The following is a 19,020-nucleotide window of genomic DNA, read 5'->3' as shown; positions in this document are numbered from 1 at the left end:
CCGCGGTTGGGGCCCGCGGGCCGGCGCGCCACCGGCGTGCCACCCGCCCGGAGCCCGGCGCTCAAGGTCCCAGAAGAACGGTCCTCCGCACCCTTTCCGCGTCAGCCGTTCTGCGTGTGCGCTCATCCGTCCCGGAGGGCTCCGGAAGCCTCGACGACCTCACGGGTCGCGGTGCGCTCCGGCCGCCGGGGCCGGTTCCCGACGGCATCCCGCCACACCTCCCCACCCCGCCCCTCCGCACTCTTCCAACACCATCACCCGCTGTGGCCGGAACGGACACACGAGTACCGAACACGCCAGCCCATGGCCTGAAGGTTCTCCCGAATTCCAGGACAGCCTCGACACCTCGCCGCGACGCCGGAGCGTCCGCGCCCGTCCCGTACACGGACGAGCTCCCCCGACTTGCGACCCACCGCGCCCGACGCCGCACCAACCGATCCGCAAAGAGCGCGGACAGCGCTCCGGTTGCTCAAGAGCCGGTAAAAACGCGACCGAGTGGTCCAGTCCACCGCGCACCCGCCACCAGCGAAGAGATCAGCCCGAACGGAATTGGTCCACTTCCCGCTTGGTCCAGACCATTGACGTGCCTCGGTCACCGCCGATTCCATGCACCATGCCACTACCGGAAGGCAGTCGGCGGTTCTTGCCCCTCCTCCACAGCTGGGACACCCATGAGACTCACGCGCTCGCTCCGCACGGTCGTCACCGCCACGGTCACGGCGGTCGCCGCCGCCGGACTCACGCTGATCGGGGGGCCGGCCCAGGCGGCGACGCCTCTCCCCTCCCATGTCTTCGCCCCCTTCTTCGAGACCTGGACCGGTGAAAGCCCCGCCGCGCTGGCAGCGCAGTCGGGCACCAAGCACCTCACCATGGCGTTCCTCCAGACCGCCACGCCCGGTTCCTGTACGCCGTACTGGAGCGGGGACACCGGGATGCCGATCGCAGCGTCCTCGTTCGGCACCGACATCAAGACGATGCAGGCCAACGGCGGCGACGTCATCCCCTCGTTCGGTGGATACGCGGCCGACACCACGGGCACCGAGATCGCGGAGAGCTGCACCGACGTCAACCAGATCGCGGCGGCCTACGAGAAGGTCGTCACCACGTACGACGTGACCCGCCTCGACATGGACATCGAGGTCGACTCACTGGGCAACACCGCGGGCATCGACCGCCGCAACAAGGCCATCAAGATTCTCCAGGACTGGGCCGCCGCCAACGGGCGCAAGGTCGAGATCTCCTACACCCTGCCGACCACCACCTCGGGCCTGGAGTCCAACGCGCTCGCCGTCCTGCAGAACGCGGTGAGCAACGGCGCGCGCGTCGACGTCGCGAACCTCATGACGTTCGACTACTACGACAACGCCACCCACAACATGGCGAACGACACCCAGACCGCGGCCCAGGGTCTCGTCAACCAGCTCGCGGCCCTCTACCCGTCCAAGACCTCGGCCCAGCTGTGGGGGATGGTCGGCATCACCGAGATGCCGGGGGTGGACGACTTCGGTCCGGCGGAGACCTTCACCCTCGCCAACGCCACCCAGGTCTACAACTGGGCGGTCTCGAAGGGCATCAACTTCCTGTCCTTCTGGGCGCTCCAGCGTGACAACGGGAGCTGCCCGGGCGGCGCCGCCGCGGACGGCTGCTCCGGCATCCAGCAGAACACCTGGGACTTCTCGCACATCTTCTCGCCCTTCACCGGTGGCACCACCACGACCCCGGCCAACGACTTCTCGCTGACCGCGACACCGGCCTCCGGCTCGGTGGCCGCCGGCGGCTCGGTCACCAGTTCGGTGAAGACGGCGGTGACGGCGGGCTCGGCGCAGGCGGTGAGCCTCAAGGTCACCGGTGCACCGGCAGGTGTCACCGCCTCGCTCAGCCCCACCTCCGTGACGGCGGGCGGCAGTTCGACGCTCACCCTGGCGACGACGTCGGCCGCCGCTTCGGGTACGTACACGATCAGCGTGACCGGCACGGGCGCCTCCGGGAGCCACACCGCGACCTACTCCCTCAAGATCACCGGCGGTACGACGACGTGCACGGCCACCCCGTGGGCCGCGGCGTCCATCTACACCGGCGGCCAGACCGTCTCGTACCAGGGCCACACCTGGAAGGCCCAGTGGTGGACGCAGGGCGAGGTCCCCGGCACCACGGGCCAGTGGGGCGTCTGGGTCGACCTCGGCGCCTGCTGAGGCCGACGGGCGACCGGCGGTCCTCCGCCGCTCCTGAGCTCCTGGGACCCGAGATCCTCGGTTCATGACACTTCCTGAACTTCCTGGATCTTCCTGAACTCCCAAAGAGCACACGAACAGGTCCGACAGGGCCGGCAGCACGTCTGCCGGCCCTGTTCTCGTTGTGCCGGGGCCGCGAATCGCACCCGGCGAACCCGACGTCCCCGAAGGCCGTCCCGCCGCACGGCGGCCGACATTTCTCAGGAGCGCCCGAGGAAAAGGTCGGCGGAAAAGCGGTCTTGTACACGATGGGGGCCTGAGGCAAGGTTGAATGGTTGTTTCCTCCGTTCCGCGGACGGGACGAAGCAATCACAGAACCATCGTTCACGTTCCCGTGCCGGTTCTCCTCCCCCTCCTCCCGTCCCGCTTCTCCGCCCTGCCGGCGTGATCCGCTCCGGTCCCGTTTCCGGGCGCCACGAAAGGCTGACGACCTAAGGACGAGCGACACGGACGAGCGACGCGCCGACCAACGCCGGCCGCACCCGGGCCGGAGTATTCGCGACGGCACGCCCGGATGTCGCGAAACAGATCCCATGGATTTCACGCATCCGCCGGGAATTGATTCCGGACATTCGCTCCATTCGATCAACGGACAGAGAGTTTCCGTCACCGGCTTCACCGGGCAGCGCGATCTTCCCGCGACGAATTCCGTGGAGGCTTCTCAGCATATGGACACGCGCCCATTCATCCTGATCGCGACGCATCGCGCGACCGGGACGACAGCACGGACACCCGCCCCGGCCACAAGCCGTCCCCGCGCCCTCGCCACTGCGGCAGACCGTGACCCCGACGCGGGCTCACGAGTTGTCGCTTCACCCTGTGCCCTTTCCGGCACGGTCCCATCCGGCACCCGTAGCTTCGAGGACGCTGTGACTGAAACGCATCGACGCCCCACGGCCCGCATCCACATCGAGAGCCGGGAGTGCGGCCCGGAGGTGCTGGAGCGACTGACCGGCGCGACGTACTTCCCCGAACGGCTGCTGGGCCCCGCGATCGTCACCACGGTCTGCCGCGCCGGCGGGCACCTCCTCTACGTCACCGCGCCGAGCGTGATCGACGGCGAGGAGCAGGTGGGCTACTACCTCGGCCTGCTCCTGGGCGGTGCGCACACGGCGGACGTGGAGAGCCTGCGGCAGCTGCGCGAGCTCGTGACGGTGCTGCCGCTGGACGACTCCACGACCCGCTGGCTCAGCACCAAGGTGCTCGATCCCGTCAACCCGCGTGCCGCCGAAGTGCGCTCCGAGTTACGCGAGTTCGCCGAGTTGCACCGCAGCGCCGGAGCGGACGTACGGCTGAGCTACTTCGAACCGTCGAAGCCGCTGGAAGAGCTGGCCCGCGCTCTGGACCTGCCGGGTACCCAGCCCTTGTCGGCCCACATCCCGCTGGGCACCAAGCACTCCGGCCGGCAGATCTTCGCCGCCGCCGGAATTCCCGTACCGCCCGGCAGCGGGGTGTGTCACGACCCCGGAACACTCGCCTCGGCGGTCGCCGGGCTGGCTGCGACCGGGGTGCGCGAGCTGGTGCTGAAGCTGGACAGCACGGCGTTCGGCGGGGGTCTCGGCAACGCGCTGCTCACGCTGGAGGACGGCATCGACTCGCCAGGGGAAAGCACCGAGGCGCGGGTGGCACGCGCGTTGCCCGGGGCAGTACTCATGGACCCCAAGCTCACCTGGCACGAGTACGTGACCCTGATGAAGGACGACGGGGTGATCGCCGAAGAGATGATCACCCAAGTGCCGCTGCTCAGCCCGAGCTTCCAGGGGCGCCTGACCGGACAAGGGACCGTGGAGGCGGTGTCCACCCACGACCAGGTCCTCGCGGACGACGGGCAGACCTATCACGGGTGCACCTTCCCCGCCGATCCCGACTACCGCCGGCAGCTCATCGACCACGGGCTGCGGGTGGGCGAGGTACTGCGGGAGCGCGGCGTCGGCAGCGGTGACTACGGGGTGGACTTCCTCGCCACCCGGTCCGGCGACGGATGGCGTCTGCTGGGCTGCGAGATCAATCTGCGCGCCACCGCGACCAAGCACCCCTTCACCATGGCGGCGGGTCTGCTCGGCGTGGAGCCGACCCCGGACGGACGCTTCGAGGTGGACGGCGTGGAGTACGTCTACGAGGCGTCGGACGTCATCATGGAACGCCGTTACCGGGGGCTGCGCCCGGCCCAGCTCATCGAGGCCGTGACCGGTTCACCGATCGGCTACGACCCCGTCCGCAGGACCGGCGTGGTTCTCCATCTGATGAGCCCGGTCACGGAATTCGGCAAGTTCGGCGCACTGTGCATCGCCCGGAACCGTGCGCAAGCTGCATCCATGATGCGGGAACTCCGCGATCTCGTCGACCGGTTGACACCGCCGGGCCGCTGAGCACGGCCCGGGGAGTGACCGGCCCGCCCGGCCGTCCACTCCCCGGTATCCGGCCCCGCGCGTGGGTCACAGACCGCCGGCGAGCCGGTGGTAGGCCTGGTTCCAGCGCAGTTCGCGGGCGAACTGCCGTGGCGTGGTCGACTCGTCGATGAGCACGAGCTCGGTACGCAGCATCTCGGCCAGGTCGTCCAGGTGTTCCGCCCCGAGGGCGGTGGTGAGCACCGTGTGGTGCGGGCCTCCGGCGGTGAGCCAGGTCTCCGTGGAGGTCCGCAGGCTGGGGCGGGGGCGCCATACGGCGCGGGCCACGGGCAGCGCGGGCAGCGGTTCGGTGGGGGCGACCACGTCGATCTCGTTGGCGACGAGCCGGAAGCGGTCGCCCAGGTCGGTCAGCCCGACGACGACCGCCGGGCCCGCCGCCGCGTCGAAGACCAGGCGGACCGGGTCCTCCCGGCCTCCGATGCCGAGCGGGTGGATCTCGCAGCTCGGGACCTGGTCCGCGAGGGTCGGGCAGACCTCCAGCATGTGGGCGCCGAGGATGAGTTCGTTGCCGGGCGAGAGGTCGTAGGTGTAGTCCTCCATGAAGGAGGTGCCGCCGGGCAGGCCGTCGGCAGCCGTCTTGAGGGTGCGCAGCAGGACGGCCGTCTTCCAGTCGCCCTCACCGCCGAATCCGTATCCGTCGGCCATGAGCCGCTGTACGGCGATGCCGGGCAGCTGCCGGAGCCCGCCGAGGTCCTCGAAGTTGGTGGTGAAGGCGCCGAACCCGCCGTCGACGAGGAAGGTGCGCAGGCCGGCCTCGATGCGTGCCGCGTAACGCAGTGACTCGTGGCGTTCGCCGCCGGCCCGCAGCGGGGCGGCCAGGCGGTAGGTGTCCTCGTACTCCTTGACGAGTCCGCCGACCTCCGCGTCGGTGGCGGCGTCGACGTGGGCGACGAGGTCGTTGACTCCGTAGGTGTTGACGGAGACCCCGAAGCGGAGCTGGGCGTCGACCTTGTCGCCTTCGGTGACGGCGACGTCGCGCATGTTGTCGCCGAAACGGGCGACCTTGAGGGTGGAAAGTTCGGCGCGTCCGGTCGCGGCCCTCGCCCATGCGGCGATCCTGGCGCTGGTCACCGGATCGGTGACGTGTCCCGCCACGGTCTTGCGGGCGACACCGACCCGGGACTGGATGTACCCGAACTCCCGGTCTCCGTGGGCGGCTTGGTTGAGGTTCATGAAGTCCATGTCGATGGTGGCCCAGGGCAGGGCCACGTTCGACTGGGTGTGCAGGTGCAGCAGCGGCTTGCGCAGGGCGTCCAGGCCGGAGATCCACATCTTCGCCGGTGAGAAGGTGTGCATCCAGGCGATCAGTCCGACGCACCGCTCGTCGGTGTTGGCGTCCAGGCAGATCTTGCGGATCGCGGAGCTGTCCGTCAGAACGGGCTTCCAGACGATCCGGGCGGGCATCTCGGCGGAGTCGGCGAGGGCCGCGGCGATGGCGCCGGACTGTTCGGCCACCTGTCGGAGCGTCTCCTCTCCGTAGAGGCCTTGGCTGCCGGTGAGGAACCATATTTCGCGTGCGGAGGGGGCCTGGCTGGACACGGGGACTCCCGGTGGGTGAAGTGTGGCGGGTCGGGTGGCGGTCGTCCGGCGGGTCAGTCGGCCGGGGTGCTGGTGAGTGCGTGGTTGCGGATGCGGCGCAGGCGGTGGAGGAGGCCGTCCCGGACGCCGAAGTGGTCGTGGAGCAGGCGGTATTCGGCGAAGAGCGCGTCGTAGGCGTCGGCGCGGCCGGGGTCGGGGAGGTAGACGTTCCGGTGGAGTCTGCCCATGGCGGCGGTCGCGGTGCGGACGTCGGGGTGGGCTCCGGCGGCGACGGCCGCGTGGATGGCGGAGCCGAGGGCCGGGCCCTGTTCGGAGGCGGCGAGCGAGACGGGGCGGCGCAGCACGTCGGCGTAGATCTGCATGAGCAGGGTGTTCTTCTTGAGCCCTCCGGTGACGATGAACTCGTCCACCGGCACTCCGCCGGATTCCAGTGTCTCGACGATGACCCGGGTGCCGAAGGCGGTGGCTTCGAGCAGCGCCCGGTAGACGTCCTCGGGGCGGGTGGTCAGGGTGAGTCCGACGAGGATGCCGGAGAGGTGGTGGTCGACCAGGACGGACCGGTTGCCGTTCATCCAGTCCAGGGCCACCAGCCCGTGGCCGCCGACCGGCTGGGCGGCGGCCTTGCGGGTCAGCAGTTCGTGCAGGTTCTCGCCCCGGGAGGCGGCTTCGGCGGCGTAGTCGGCGGGGACTCCCTGGCCGATGGCCCAGCCGAAGATGTCGCCGACCGCACTCTGGCCCGCCTCGTAGCCGTACGCGCCCTCGACGATCCCGCCGTTGACGACTCCGCAGATACCGGGCACGTCGGCGAGGGCGGGACCGTTGACCACGTGGCAGCTGGAGGTGCCCATGATGGCCAGCAGCCGGCCGTTCTCCACCGCCTGGGCGGCGGCGGCCGCGACGTGCGCGTCGACGTTGCCCGCGGCGACGGCGATCCCCTCGGGCAGGCCGGTCCACTCCGCCGCCCGGGCGGTCAGCGAACCGACGCGTGAGCCGAGTGCCGCCAGCGGGAACTCCAGACGGGTGCGCGCGAAGTCCGCGAAGTCCGGGTGCAGGGCGGCGAGGTACTCCTCGGTGGGATAGGAGCCGTCCTGGTGGATGCCCTTGTACCCGGCTGCGCAGGCGTTGCGGGACTCGCTTCCGGTGAGCTGCCACACGATCCAGTCGGACGCCTCGATCCAGCGGGCGCACCGGGCGTAGACCTCAGGGTCCTCCTCCAGCACTTGGAGGGCCTTGGCGAACTGCCACTCCGCGGAGATTTTTCCGCCGTAGCGGGTGATCCACTTCTCGCCCCTTTCGTGGGCGAGCGCGTTGATCCGGTCGGCCTGGTCCTGCGCGGCGTGGTGTTTCCAGAGTTTGGGCCAGGCGTGCGGGCTGCCGGAGAGCCCTGTCGCGGCGAGCGGGGTGCCGTCGGCCAGGGTCGGCAGCACCGTGCACGCCGTGAAGTCGGTGGCGATCCCGACGACGGCGCGGGGATCGATGCCGGCCGCCCGCACCGCGGCGGGCACGGCCGAGCGGAGTACGTCGCACCAGTCCTCCGGATGCTGCAGCGCCCAGTCGGGGGGAAGGGAGGTCTGGCTCCCGGGAAGTCGACGGTCGATCACGCCGTGGGTGTACTCGTGCACGGCGGAGGCGAGTTCCTCACCGTCGCGCACCCGGACGACGACGGCGCGTCCGGACAGCGTGCCGAAGTCGACGCCCACGGTGTACTGCTCGGCGCCCGCCGGACCTGACGGGTCGTACGGCGTACGGGACGGATGGGAAGTCACCAGGATTGCCCTTCGGGAAAGGTGGTCGACAGGCGGCCCACCAGCGACTGTGCGGCGCGGAGCCGAATGAGCGGGACCGCCGACAGCCAAAAGTGTGAACGCTAACAATTGTGAAATCAAGAGCAGTGCGGCCGCTTCACCTTTCGCGTTCCACCTCAACCCCTTCGGCTCAGCCGGCTCCGGACGCACAGCGCGACGCCCTCGCACCCTCGCATCCCGACGGCGCGATCACCCGAGGAGGTGCCGGGCGCCGGAAAACCGGGCGGCCACCCCGCGAGCGGCCCACAACCCCACTGCGGCAAACGGAACTTGCCCTTCCCGCGTACGGATCTCGGGACCGCCACGGCAGCCCCTCCCCCTCCCCCGGCCCCACCCACCATGCGCCGCCGTGTCACAAATAGGTAACTCGCGCACAGGGCTTGAGATACCGCAGTGTTAGCGCTCACACTGCTCGCGGCGCACCCCATGAACCTCCCGCCGTCACCACCCGGGCTTTCGGCCGTGCCGGAATCCCCGCACCGTCTTCGGCCGGTCCGGCTCCCTGTGCGGCGTACCGGATCGCTTCACGTCGGCAGCGACGACATCCCTCCGAGAGGACACACCACCATGGCCCGCAGAATCGCCTACGCCCTCGCCGTCGGCATCCTCGCCGCGTCGACGATGACCGCATGCTCCACCGAGACGACTCCGGCCGGCGGCGGTTCCGGCGGGAACAAGTCCGACGGCAAGCTCGTCCTCGGCTTCGCCCAGGTGGGCGCGGAAAGCGGATGGCGTACCGCCAACACCAAGTCCGTCCAGGACGCGGCCAAGAAGGCCGGTGTCACCCTGAAGTTCTCCGACGCGCAGCAGAAGCAGGAGAACCAGATCAAGGCGATCCGCACCTTCATCCAGCAGAAGGTGGACGTCATCGCCTTCTCGCCGGTGGTGGAGTCCGGCTGGGACACCGTGCTCAAGGAGGCGAAGGACGCGGGCATCCCGGTGATCCTCACCGACCGGGCCGTCGACTCGCAGGACACCTCGCTCTACAAGACCTTCCTGGGCTCGGACTTCATCAAGGAGGGCAAGTCGGCCGGCGAGTGGCTGACCGCCGAGTACAAGAACGAGACGGACCCCGTCAACATCGTCGAGCTCCAGGGGACCACCGGTTCGGCTCCGGCCAACGACCGCAAGGCCGGCTTCGGAGACGTCATCAAGTCCGACCCGAAGTTCAAGATCGTCGCTTCCCAGACCGGTGACTTCACCCGTGCCAAGGGCAAGGAGGTCATGCAGGCCTTCCTCAAGTCCCAGAAGGACATCGACGTGCTGTACGCCCACAACGACGACATGGCCCTGGGTGCGATCCAGGCCATCGAGGAGGCGGGCAAGAAGCCGGGTACCGACATCAAGATCATTTCGGTGGACGGCATCAAGGACGCCTTCACCGCCATGACCGAGGGCAAGATCAATGTCGTCGTGGAGTGCAACCCCCTCCTCGGCGACCAGCTGATGGAACTCGCGAAGAAGGTCGCGGCCGGCGAGAGCGTCCCGGCACGCGTCGAGACCGTGGAAGGCGTCTTCCCGCAGGACAAGGCCGCGGCAGCCCTGCCGACCCGCCAGTACTGACGTACCCGAGGCCGGCCGGCCCGCGAGTACCGAAACCCACCGAGGCGCACCGGGCCCGGCCGGCAGCACCCGCAGGACCACCGGACCGAGCCGGCGAGCGTACGCGACGAGCCGCCGGCCCGCGGTCCCTTCGGCCACACCGACGAGAGGAGGGCGGATGGCAGCCCCACCCACCCTTGAGACGAACCCCACCGACCGCCCTCGGCCGGTTCTCGAAGCCCACGGCATCCGGAAGGAGTTCCCCGGGGTGCTGGCCCTGGACGGGGTCGGCCTGCGGCTCTACCCGGGTGAGGTCCATGCCCTGATGGGGGAGAACGGCGCCGGCAAGTCCACCCTGATCAAGGTGCTCACCGGCGTGCATCCCGCGGACGGTGGCACCATCCTCGTCGACGGTGGGGCCCGGGAGTTCGGCGATCCGCTCCAGGCGCAGAACGCCGGGATCAGCACCGTCTACCAAGAGGTGAACCTCTGCTCCAACCTCTCGGTGGCGGAGAACATCCTCATCGGACGCGAACCGCGCAGATTCGGCCTGATCCACTGGTCCGCGCTGCGGCGACGGGCCGGTGAGCTCCTGGCGGAACTGGAGCTCGATCTCGATGTCACCGGGCCACTGGACTCGCACTCCCTCGCGGTGCAGCAACTGGTGGCCATCGTCCGGGCGGTCGACGTCTCGGCGAAGGTACTCGTCCTGGACGAGCCCACCTCCAGCCTCGACCGCGAGGAGGTCGCCCAGCTCTTCACCCTGGTGCGCCGGCTGCGCGACCGCGGGGTGGCCATCCTTTTCGTGACGCACTTCCTCGACCAGGTCTTCGAGATCTGTGACCGGGTCACCGTCCTGCGCAACGGCCGGCTCGAAGGTGAGTACCCCATCGGTGAACTCACCCACGTCTCCCTGGTACAGCGCATGATCGGCGGCGAACTGGCCACCCTGGACGAGCTCTCGGAGGCCGCGCACGAGGAGGCCGAGGAGCGCGCGGCCGAGGAACCCTATCTCCAGGCACGGCAGTTGGGCCGGACCGGCTACATCGAGCCCTACGACCTCGACATCCGGCCCGGCGAGGTGATCGGCCTCGCGGGGCTCCTGGGCTCGGGCCGTACGGAAGCCGCGCGGCTGCTCTTCGGCGCCGACAGCGCGGACACCGGGGAGCTGCGGATCCAGGGCGAGGCGGCTTCGCTGCGCACCCCCCGGGCCGCCATCGCCCGCAAAATCGCCTTCTGCTCCGAGAACCGCAAGTCCGAGGGGCTGGTGGGCGAACTCACCGTGCGCGAGAACATCGTGCTGGCGATGCAGGCCGCGCGCGGCTGGACCAGGCCGATCTCGCGGGCCAGGCAGGACGAACTGACGCGGCACTGGATCTCCGCGCTGGACATCCGCCCCACCGACCCCGAGGCGCAGGTACGGCACCTCAGCGGCGGCAACCAGCAGAAGGTGCTGCTCGCGCGCTGGCTGCTGACCGATCCCAAGCTGCTGATCCTGGACGAGCCGACCCGCGGCATCGACATCGGGGCCAAGGCCGAGATCCAGAAGCTCGTCGCCAAGCTCTCCGCCCAGGGCACAGCGGTGCTGTTCATCTCGGCGGAGCTGGAGGAGGTCCTGCGCCTGAGCCACCGCATCGGGGTGCTGCGGGACCACCGCATGGTCGCCACCCTGACCAACGACGAGACCGTCACCCCCGAACGCGTTCTGGCCACCATCGCCACCGGAGAGGACTCATGACCCCGCACCCCGCCAAGGGCCCGTCGGCCGGCGGCGTCGGACAACGACTGCTGCGCCACCGGCTGTTCTGGCCGTCGGCCGTCCTGGCGGCCCTGCTGCTCGGCAATCTCGCCTTCACCCACGACTTCTTCGCCATCCACGTCCGGGGCGACCACCTCTACGGCAGCCTGATCGACATCCTCCAGTTCGGCGCCCCGCTCGTCCTGGTGTCGCTGGGTATGACACTCGTCATCGCGACCCGCGGCATCGATCTCTCGGTCGGCTCCACGGTCGCCATCGCCGGTGCGCTGGCCTGCGAGCACATCGCGGGCTCGTCGCGTCCCGGCAGCGTCTCCACCGTGCTCGGGGCGGTCGCGGTCGCCCTGGGCGGCGCGGTCGTGCTCGGCCTGGTCAACGGCACGCTGGTCTCGCGTCTGGGCGTGCAGCCCATCGTGGCCACGCTGATCCTCATGGTCGCCGGCCGGGGCATCGCCCAGCTGGTGTCGGACGGCCAGATCATCACCGTCACCAGCAGCCCGTACAAGATGATCGGCGGCGGCTACTGGCTGATGTTCCCCTTCGCCGTCCTGCTGGCGGCGGTGATCGTGGTCCTCACCTCGCTGGTGACCCGGCGCAGCGCCCTGGGGCTGCTGATCGAGTCGGTGGGCGGCAACCCGGCCGCCAGCCGGCTGGTCGGCATCCGGGCTGCGGGCCTGCTCACGGTGGTGTACGTCTTCTGCGCCCTGTGCGCCGCCGTGGCCGGACTGATGATCAGTTCCAACGTGTCCAGCGCGGACGGCAACAACGCTGGCCTCTGGATCGAGCTGGACGCGATCCTCGCGGTGGTCATCGGCGGTACCGCGCTGACCGGCGGCCGGTTCTCGCTCGGCGGGACGGTGCTCGGTGCCCTGATCATCCAGACCCTCTCCACCACGGTCTACACCCTGGGTGTCCCGCCCGAGACGACGCTGGTCTTCAAGGCCTTCGTCGTGATCGCGGTCTGCCTGATCCAGTCGCCCGTCTTCCGGGCGAAGGTCCTGAGCCGCCGGAAACCGGCAGCCTCCCGACAGAACGCCGCGACGGACGACAGCCCGCTCCCGCAGGAGGTACGTACATGAGCACCGGCATCGCGGGTGTCGCCGACACCCTCGCGCGGCCGTTCCGCGCCCCTCTCTCCCCCCGCGCACGCACCCGCGTCCCGCTGGTGGTCACCTCGGTGCTCCTGGTGGCGATGTTCGCCGTCGGTTCGGCGCGGTACGACGGGTTCTTCTCCACCCAGGTGCTGCTGAACCTGCTGATCGACAACAGCTTCCTGCTGGTGGTGGCCATCGGTGTCACCTTCGTCATCCTGACCGGCGGCATCGATCTGTCGGTGGGGTCGGTGGTGGCGCTGTCGACCATGCTCACCGCCTGGCTGGTGGAGCGGCAGGGGTGGCCCCTGTTCGCCGTCATTCCGCTGGTCCTGCTGGTGGGCGCGGGCGGCGGGGCCCTGATGGGGTGGGTCATCCACACCTTCGAGATCCAGCCCTTCATCGTGACGCTGGCCGGCATGTTCCTGGCGCGCGGCCTCTGCTACACGATCAGCACCGAGTCCATCTCCATCAGCGACCCCACGACGGTCACCATCGCCCAGACCCGGCTGGTGATGCCCGGAGGGCTGTTCGTCTCGCCCGCCGTGGTCATCGCGCTGGTCGTGCTCGCCGCGGCCTTCGTGGCGCTGCACCACACCCGCTTCGGCCGCAACGTCCACGCCCTCGGCGGCAACGAGACCTCGGCGCGGCTGATGGGGCTGCCCGTGGGCCCCACCAAAGTGGCCGTGTACGCGGTGAGCGGGCTGTGCTCCGCGCTCGGCGGTGTCCTGCTGACGTTCTACATGCTCTCCGGCTACGCGCTGCACGCGGTCGGCATGGAGCTCGACGCCATCGCGGCGACGGTGATCGGCGGCACCCTGCTGACCGGTGGCTCCGGCTTCGTCCTGGGCACCGCGCTCGGCGTCCTGGTCCTCGGCATGATCCAGACGGTCATCAACTTCCAGGGCACGCTGAGCTCCTGGTGGACCCGGATCGTGATCGGCGCCCTGCTCTTCGTCTTCATCGTGCTCCAGCGGCTCCTGGGCGGGAACCGGAAACCCACGGACTGACCCGGCGGACCGCCACCCCCCGGGCCCTTCGGCCCGGACCACCGAACCGACACCGAGGGACACACGTATGCACCACCCGACCGAGTCACCGGCCGCCCCGCCGCAGGCGTCCGACGAGCGTCCGGACCCGTCCGGCCGCCCGTACCGACTGCCCGACACCGGGACCGGCGACCGCTGGGTGTTCGGCTTCCCCGGGCAGGCCCGGGCGGAGGTCCACACCCTCGGTGCCCGGCTGCACTCGCTGCTGCTCCCGGACCGGCGGGGGCGATTCGCCGACGTGGTGCTCGCGGGTACGGACGCACCGACGGTGCGCGGGCCGGCTTCCTACTTCGGTGCGACGGTGGGCCGTTACGCCAACCGGATCGCCGGCGGCCGGCTCGTGGTGGACGGTGTGGTCCGGCAGCTCGACACCCAGGACACCGGCCACTCCCTGCACGGCGGCCCCGACGGCTTCGACCGCCGGGTGTGGCGTGCCGAACCGGTCCACTCCGCCGACCGCACCGGCGTACGGCTCTTCCTGCTCAGTCCCGACGGCGACCAGGGCTTCCCGGGCGCCCTGAGCGTCCGGCTCACCTGCACGCTGGACCGGGACAACGCCCTGACCTTCGACTACCACGCGGTGAGTGACGCTCCGACGGTCGTCAACCTCACCAACCACACCTACTGGAACCTGGAGGGAGAGGGCAGCGGTGACGTGCTCGGGCACGAACTCCAGATCCACGCGTCTCGCTGGACACCCGTCGACGCGGCGCTGATCCCGAGCGGCCCCCACCGGCCGGTCGAGGGGACCCCGTTCGATCTGCGTCAGCCCCGCCCCCTTTCAGCGGTGTTCGCCGAGGAAGACGAGCAACTGCGCCTGGGAGGTGGCGGTTTCGATCACAATTGGGTGCTCGGGAAGACTCCGTCCGCGCTTCCGCGCAGTGCCGCAGTACTCCACGCACCGGCCTCCGGTCGGCGCTTGGAGCTGCACACCAGCGAACCGGGATTGCAGGTATACACCGGCAACCTCCTCGCCGGCGAGATCACCGGCAAGAGCGGACGCGCGTACGGACGGCACGCGGGGGTGGCGCTGGAGACCCAGCACTTCCCGGACTCCCCCAACCGTACCGACGACCCCAGCACCCTCGTACGGCCCGGCGAGGTCTACCACTCCAGGACCGTGCTGCGTTTCTCCGTCACGGAGGAGTGACCCGGGCCCGCCCTCAGCGTCGCGCCCGCCGACGATCGCACCGAACGGCCGCACCGGCACGCCGCCACGGCCGCACCCGGCGCGCTTCACGGGACACCCCGAGGCGCGCCGGGCCTTCGGCGTACCCGCCGCGACCTGCACACTCACCCGCCTTCCGCTCTCCACTCCCCCACGACACACCCTATTGACATGTACATTGTTAGCGTTAACACTCCTTGACGCACGCCCGTTCCGGCGCCCCGCCGGCCCGACGCGATGACGCTCGTGCGCCGTCGCGACCGGAGCCCCCCGCCGCCAGGAGCACCCGCCGTCCCCCGACGCGGCGGCCCCGGACGCTCCCTCCACGGTTCGGCGCCGCGAGTACGGCTCCACGCCACCCGCCCCGCACCACGATCCGAAGGGCCACCATGTCCCTCCTTCGACGTTCCCCCTTACGCGCGCTCGGGGTCGTACCCGGGCTGATCGGCCTGCTGATGGCCGCGCTCGTGCTTCTGCCCGCCCCCCGCGCCCAGGCCGCACCGGTCTACGGCGGGTACGCGATGGCGTACTTCACCGAGTCCAACCAGGGCGCCGGCAACAACTACGGGCTGCACCTGGCGGTGAGCCCGGACGGCCTGCAGTGGACCCCGCTCAACCAGAACGCCCCGGTCGTCACCCCCACGGCCGGCACGAAGGGTCTGCGCGACCCCTTCATCCTGCGCAAGCAGGACGGCACCTTCACCGTCCTCGCCACCGACCTCAACGGCACGAACTGGAGCGAGACCAACCAGTACATCCACGCCTGGGACTCCACCGATCTGCGGTCCTTCACCAACTACCGCCGCCTGAAGGTGCATTCCCTGGCCGCCACCCACGCCTGGGCCCCGGAGGCGTTCTGGGACGCCTCGCGCCAGCAGTACGCCATCATCTACTCCGCGAACAACGGCACCCGTGACGTCATCATGGCGACGTACACCACGGATTTCGTCACGCTGTCCGCCGCCCAGACCTACTTCGACCCCGGGTTCGGCATCATCGACGCGGACGTCGTGACCAACGTGAACGGCACGAACTACCTCTACTACAAGCGCGGCAACGAGCTCTACGGGGCCAAGTCCACGTCCCTCGATCCGGGTTCCTTCAACAGCGCCACCTACACCGGGCCGGTCGCCCACGGTGGTACCGAGGCTCCGGTGCTGGTCAAGTCGCTCTCCGGCAATACCTGGTACCTCTGGGGCGACACGTACACCCCCAACGGGGTCTTCTACGCCTGGCAGACCGGCGATCTCGCGGCCGGCAACTGGACCCCGGTCGACCAGCGCGCGTACACCCAGCCGCTCAACTCCAAGCACGCGGGCATCACACCGATCACCACCGCCGAGCTGAACGGCATGAAGTCCGCCTGGGGGACGCCCTCCTGGAACCGGCTGAAGTCGTACAACTACCCCGACCGGTACGTACGGCACAGCAACTTCGCGGGCCGGATCGACGCCTATCCGTTCGACCCGTACGCGGACTCCCAGTGGAAGATCGTGGCCGGCCTCGCCGACGGCTCCGGGGTCTCCTTCGAGTCGGTCAACCATCCCGGGCAGTTCCTCCGGCACAGCGCCTACTCGATCGTGCTGAACACCAACGACAAGAGCGCGACCTTCGCCGCCGACGCGACCTTCTACCCCACCGCGGGGCTGGGTGACGCCTCGGCAGTCTCCTACCGCTCGTACAACTACCCCACCCGCTACCTCCGCCACAGCGACTACCAGTTGCGCATCGACCCGCTCACGTCGTCGTCCCCGGCCACCGACCGGCAGGACGCGACCTTCCTGGTCACCAGCTGAGACCTGCCGGTCCGCTCCGGCGCGGCGTGTCGCACCGGAGCGGACCGGGACGCCCGTACTCCCCCGCCCGACCACCTCCAGGGAGACCATGACCGTCACGAACCGCCGGCTCTCCCCGGGTGAACCCCGCGCGCGAGGATCAGGGGTTGCCGTAGTAGGCGTCCGGCCCGTGCTTGCGGGTGAAGTGGCGGTCCAGCAGATGCTGCGGCGGAGGTGTCGCCCCGGCGCCGGCCGGCCGCAGGGCGAGCGTGTGCAGCGCCATCTTGGCCACCGCCTCGCAGATGATCGCGTTCTCCAGCGATTCGGTCGCGGTGGCTCCCCAGGTGAACGGACCGTGGCGCGAGACGAGCGCGCCCGGCACCTCGCGGGCGCGTCGGTCGTCGCCCTCCAGCATGGTGACGATGACCTGGCCGGTGTTGTACTCGTAGTCCTCGGCGCACTGTTCGGCGGTGAGGTCCGAGGTGACGGGGACGGGCCCGTTGAAGGTGTCGGCGTGGGTCGTGCCGAGTACGGGTATGGGCACGCGCGCCTGGGCGAAGGCGACGGCGTGTTCCGAGTGCGTGTGCGTCACTCCGCCGATGGACGGGAACGCCCGGTAGAGACAGCGGTGGGTCTCGGTGTCGGTGGACGGCCGCAGCCGCCCCTCCACCACACCGCCGTCGTCGAGCGAGACCACCACCAGGTCCCGTTCGGTGAGTTCGGCGTAGGAGACGCCGGACGGCTTGATGACGAAGACCCCCGACTCACGGTCCACCGCACTGACGTTTCCCCAGGTCAGTGTTGCCAGCCCGGCCTGGGGAATCCTCAGGTTGGCGGCCAGCACCTCAGTGCGCAGTGCGCGGAGTGTGGTCTCGCTCATGACGCGTTCACCGTCTCTCTGGACCGTTCTCTGACAAGGACGACAGCAACCGCTCCCCGGAACGGACCGGAACACACGGAGGGGCCGTCCCGGCCCCACACGTCCCGCGCCCCGCCGGGCACCGCGGTGCCGGTACACCGGCACGCCTCGAAGTCGAGCACCGCGACGTCCGAGTTTCATGACGTCCGCGCTTCATGACGTCACGCGTACTGACGCAGCTAGATTGTGAGCGCTAACATGACTCGAACTCAAGCCCCTGGCCGCAACTGGCAAGGATCTTGGCGCTCGGGAAGGGGCACGATGTGAGCGCGCACTCACCCGGGAACGACGCTCCGCCACAGCGGCCTTCGTACACCTGCACAGGACAGGTACCTTGAGGTCGACGTCCCTCCCCCCACGCTCCGGTCTCCACAGAGAGGAAACGGATTTGCCCCGGCCCGCAGATGCCTCGAGAGCACCCACGATGGCGGACGTGGCACGCGTGGCAGGCGTGTCGCACCAGACCGTCTCGCGGGTACTCAGCGAGCACCCGAACGTGAGCGTCAAGACCCGCACCCAGGTGACCGAGGCCATCGAACGGCTCGGCTACCGCCGCAACTCGGCGGCCCGCGCGCTCGCGACCCGGCGCACCCACACACTCGGCGTCATCGCCGTCAACACCACGCTCCACGGGCCGGCGAGCACCCTCGCCGGCGTGCAGGAGGCGGCACGCGACCGGGGATATCTCGTCTCGGCCGTCACCCTGCGGGTGGCCAGCCGGGCGGCGCTGACCGAGGCGATGGAGCACCTCAGCGCATGGGGCGTGGAGGGGATCATCGCCATCACGCCGCAGCGCGACGCGGTGCGCGCGCTCACCACGCTCCAGGCTCCTTGCCCCGTGGTGACCGTGGAGGGCGGCCACGACCTCGACCTGCCGGGCGTCTCGCTCGACCAGGAGCTCGGGGCCCGCATGATCACCGAGCACCTGCTCGCCTCCGGCCACTCCACCGTCTGGCACGTCGCCGGACCCCGCGACTGGCTGGAGAGCGAGGCCCGGACCGCCGGCTGGGAGGGTGCGCTCCGCGAAGCGGGCGCCGAGATCCCGACGCCGCTGCGCGGCGACTGGAGCCCGATGTCCGGGTACCGGGCGGGACAGCAGCTCGCCGGGCGTGTCGCCTCCTCACCGCAGGGTCCCGGGCTCACCGCGGTCTTCGTGGCCAACGACCAGATGGCCCTCGGAGTGCTGCGCGCCCTGCGGGAGGCGGGTTTCCAGACGCCCCAGGACGTGGCGGTGGCCGGGTTCGACGACATCCCGGAGGCGGAGTTCTTCCCCCCGCCGCTCACGACGGTCCGCCAGGACTTCGCCGCGCTCGGCCGCAACAGCATCGCACTGCTGCTGGAGCACATCGAGGGAACCGCCACCGGCACGGCACACCTCACCGTCGCACCGGAACTCATCGTGCGTGCCAGCACCGCACGCCGGCAGGGGGCCCGGCCGACGGAGCGCCAGAGCGGTACGTGACCGGGCGCGGCCGCTCGTCGTCACCCCGCGCCTGACGGCGGACGGTGGCCGCGCGAGGCGTTCCCGCCGAAAGCCGCCGTCCGTGACGGAGGGAAGGGGCCCCGGCTGCGGAGCGTCGGAAGCTTCTTCGGCAGCGACGGATGCGCGTTCCGTCCCAGCAGCCGCTCGTAGCACCGACCCGGGCGTCCGTCCCCGCCCACGTGCCGCCACCCACGGGTCCCCACCGGCGCGGGCGCCTTCCCGGGCGGCACGACCGGCCGTCCCGGCAACGCCGG

12 protein-coding genes are annotated in these 19,020 nt (G+C 70.1%); 9 read left to right on the top strand and 3 right to left on the bottom strand.

All coding sequences use genetic code 11. The features are described from left to right. Nucleotides 1-671 precede the first annotated feature (671 nt). Complete coding sequence (locus tag ACWD3D_RS18150) at nt 672-2,192, top strand: glycosyl hydrolase family 18 protein (protein WP_451461844.1); 1,521 nt, start codon at nt 672-674, stop codon at nt 2,190-2,192. A 908-nt stretch (nt 2,193-3,100) separates the two neighbouring features. Then, complete coding sequence (locus ACWD3D_RS18145) at nt 3,101-4,600, top strand: peptide ligase PGM1-related protein (protein WP_451461843.1); 1,500 nt, start codon at nt 3,101-3,103, stop codon at nt 4,598-4,600. Between the two features lie 66 nt (nt 4,601-4,666). Here the strand turns inward: ACWD3D_RS18145 and araA are convergent, their stop codons facing one another. Both araA and ACWD3D_RS18135 read right to left on the bottom strand, forming a co-directional pair. Beyond that, on the bottom strand, nt 4,667-6,178 hold the full coding sequence (gene araA, locus ACWD3D_RS18140) for an L-arabinose isomerase (RefSeq protein ID WP_451461842.1): 1,512 nt from the start codon (nt 6,176-6,178) through the stop codon (nt 4,667-4,669). A gap of 53 nt (nt 6,179-6,231) precedes the next feature. After that, complete coding sequence (locus tag ACWD3D_RS18135; RefSeq protein WP_451461845.1) at nt 6,232-7,878, bottom strand: ribulokinase; 1,647 nt, start codon at nt 7,876-7,878, stop codon at nt 6,232-6,234. Nucleotides 7,879-8,550: 672 nt separating this feature from the next. Between ACWD3D_RS18135 and ACWD3D_RS18130 the strand changes: the two genes are divergently transcribed. The 6 genes from ACWD3D_RS18130 (at nt 8,551) to ACWD3D_RS18105 (ending at nt 16,385) form a co-directional block, all read left to right on the top strand. Then, on the top strand, nt 8,551-9,546 hold the full coding sequence (locus ACWD3D_RS18130; protein ID WP_451461841.1) for an ABC transporter substrate-binding protein: 996 nt from the start codon (nt 8,551-8,553) through the stop codon (nt 9,544-9,546). Nucleotides 9,547-9,703: 157 nt separating this feature from the next. Next, the gene (locus ACWD3D_RS18125) at nt 9,704-11,263 is read left to right on the top strand and encodes a sugar ABC transporter ATP-binding protein (protein ID WP_451461840.1); all 1,560 of its coding nucleotides are present in this window, start codon (nt 9,704-9,706) and stop codon (nt 11,261-11,263) included. Beyond that, entirely contained in the window at nt 11,260-12,360 is a 1,101-nt protein-coding gene (locus tag ACWD3D_RS18120; protein WP_451461839.1) for an ABC transporter permease, read from the top strand. Before ACWD3D_RS18125 ends, ACWD3D_RS18120 begins: the two co-directional genes overlap by 4 nt. Beyond that, a complete protein-coding gene (yjfF, locus tag ACWD3D_RS18115; RefSeq protein WP_451461838.1) occupies nt 12,357-13,382 on the top strand; it encodes a galactofuranose ABC transporter, permease protein YjfF in 1,026 nt (341 codons plus the stop codon). The genes ACWD3D_RS18120 and yjfF overlap by 4 nt, the downstream gene beginning before the upstream one ends. Nucleotides 13,383-13,449: 67 nt before the next feature. Then, a complete protein-coding gene (locus ACWD3D_RS18110) occupies nt 13,450-14,571 on the top strand; it encodes an aldose epimerase family protein (protein WP_451461837.1) in 1,122 nt (373 codons plus the stop codon). A gap of 407 nt (nt 14,572-14,978) precedes the next feature. Beyond that, the gene (locus ACWD3D_RS18105; protein ID WP_451461836.1) at nt 14,979-16,385 is read left to right on the top strand and encodes a glycoside hydrolase family 43 protein; all 1,407 of its coding nucleotides are present in this window, start codon (nt 14,979-14,981) and stop codon (nt 16,383-16,385) included. 139 nt (nt 16,386-16,524) lie between these two features. Here the strand turns inward: ACWD3D_RS18105 and araD are convergent, their stop codons facing one another. Further along, nucleotides 16,525-17,244, bottom strand: coding sequence for an L-ribulose-5-phosphate 4-epimerase AraD (gene araD, locus ACWD3D_RS18100; RefSeq protein WP_451461835.1), 720 nt, complete (start codon nt 17,242-17,244; stop codon nt 16,525-16,527). A 463-nt stretch (nt 17,245-17,707) separates the two neighbouring features. On the opposite strand from araD, the gene ACWD3D_RS18095 reads away from it, so the two are divergent. Continuing rightward, the gene (locus ACWD3D_RS18095) at nt 17,708-18,745 is read left to right on the top strand and encodes a LacI family DNA-binding transcriptional regulator (protein WP_451461834.1); all 1,038 of its coding nucleotides are present in this window, start codon (nt 17,708-17,710) and stop codon (nt 18,743-18,745) included. The last annotated feature ends 275 nt before the right edge of the window (nt 18,746-19,020 follow it).

This window comes from Streptomyces sp. NPDC002690, from assembly GCF_053592415.1.
The sequence above is the reverse complement of the archived record's forward strand: the minus strand, read 5'-3'. Positions and strand labels throughout refer to the sequence as shown.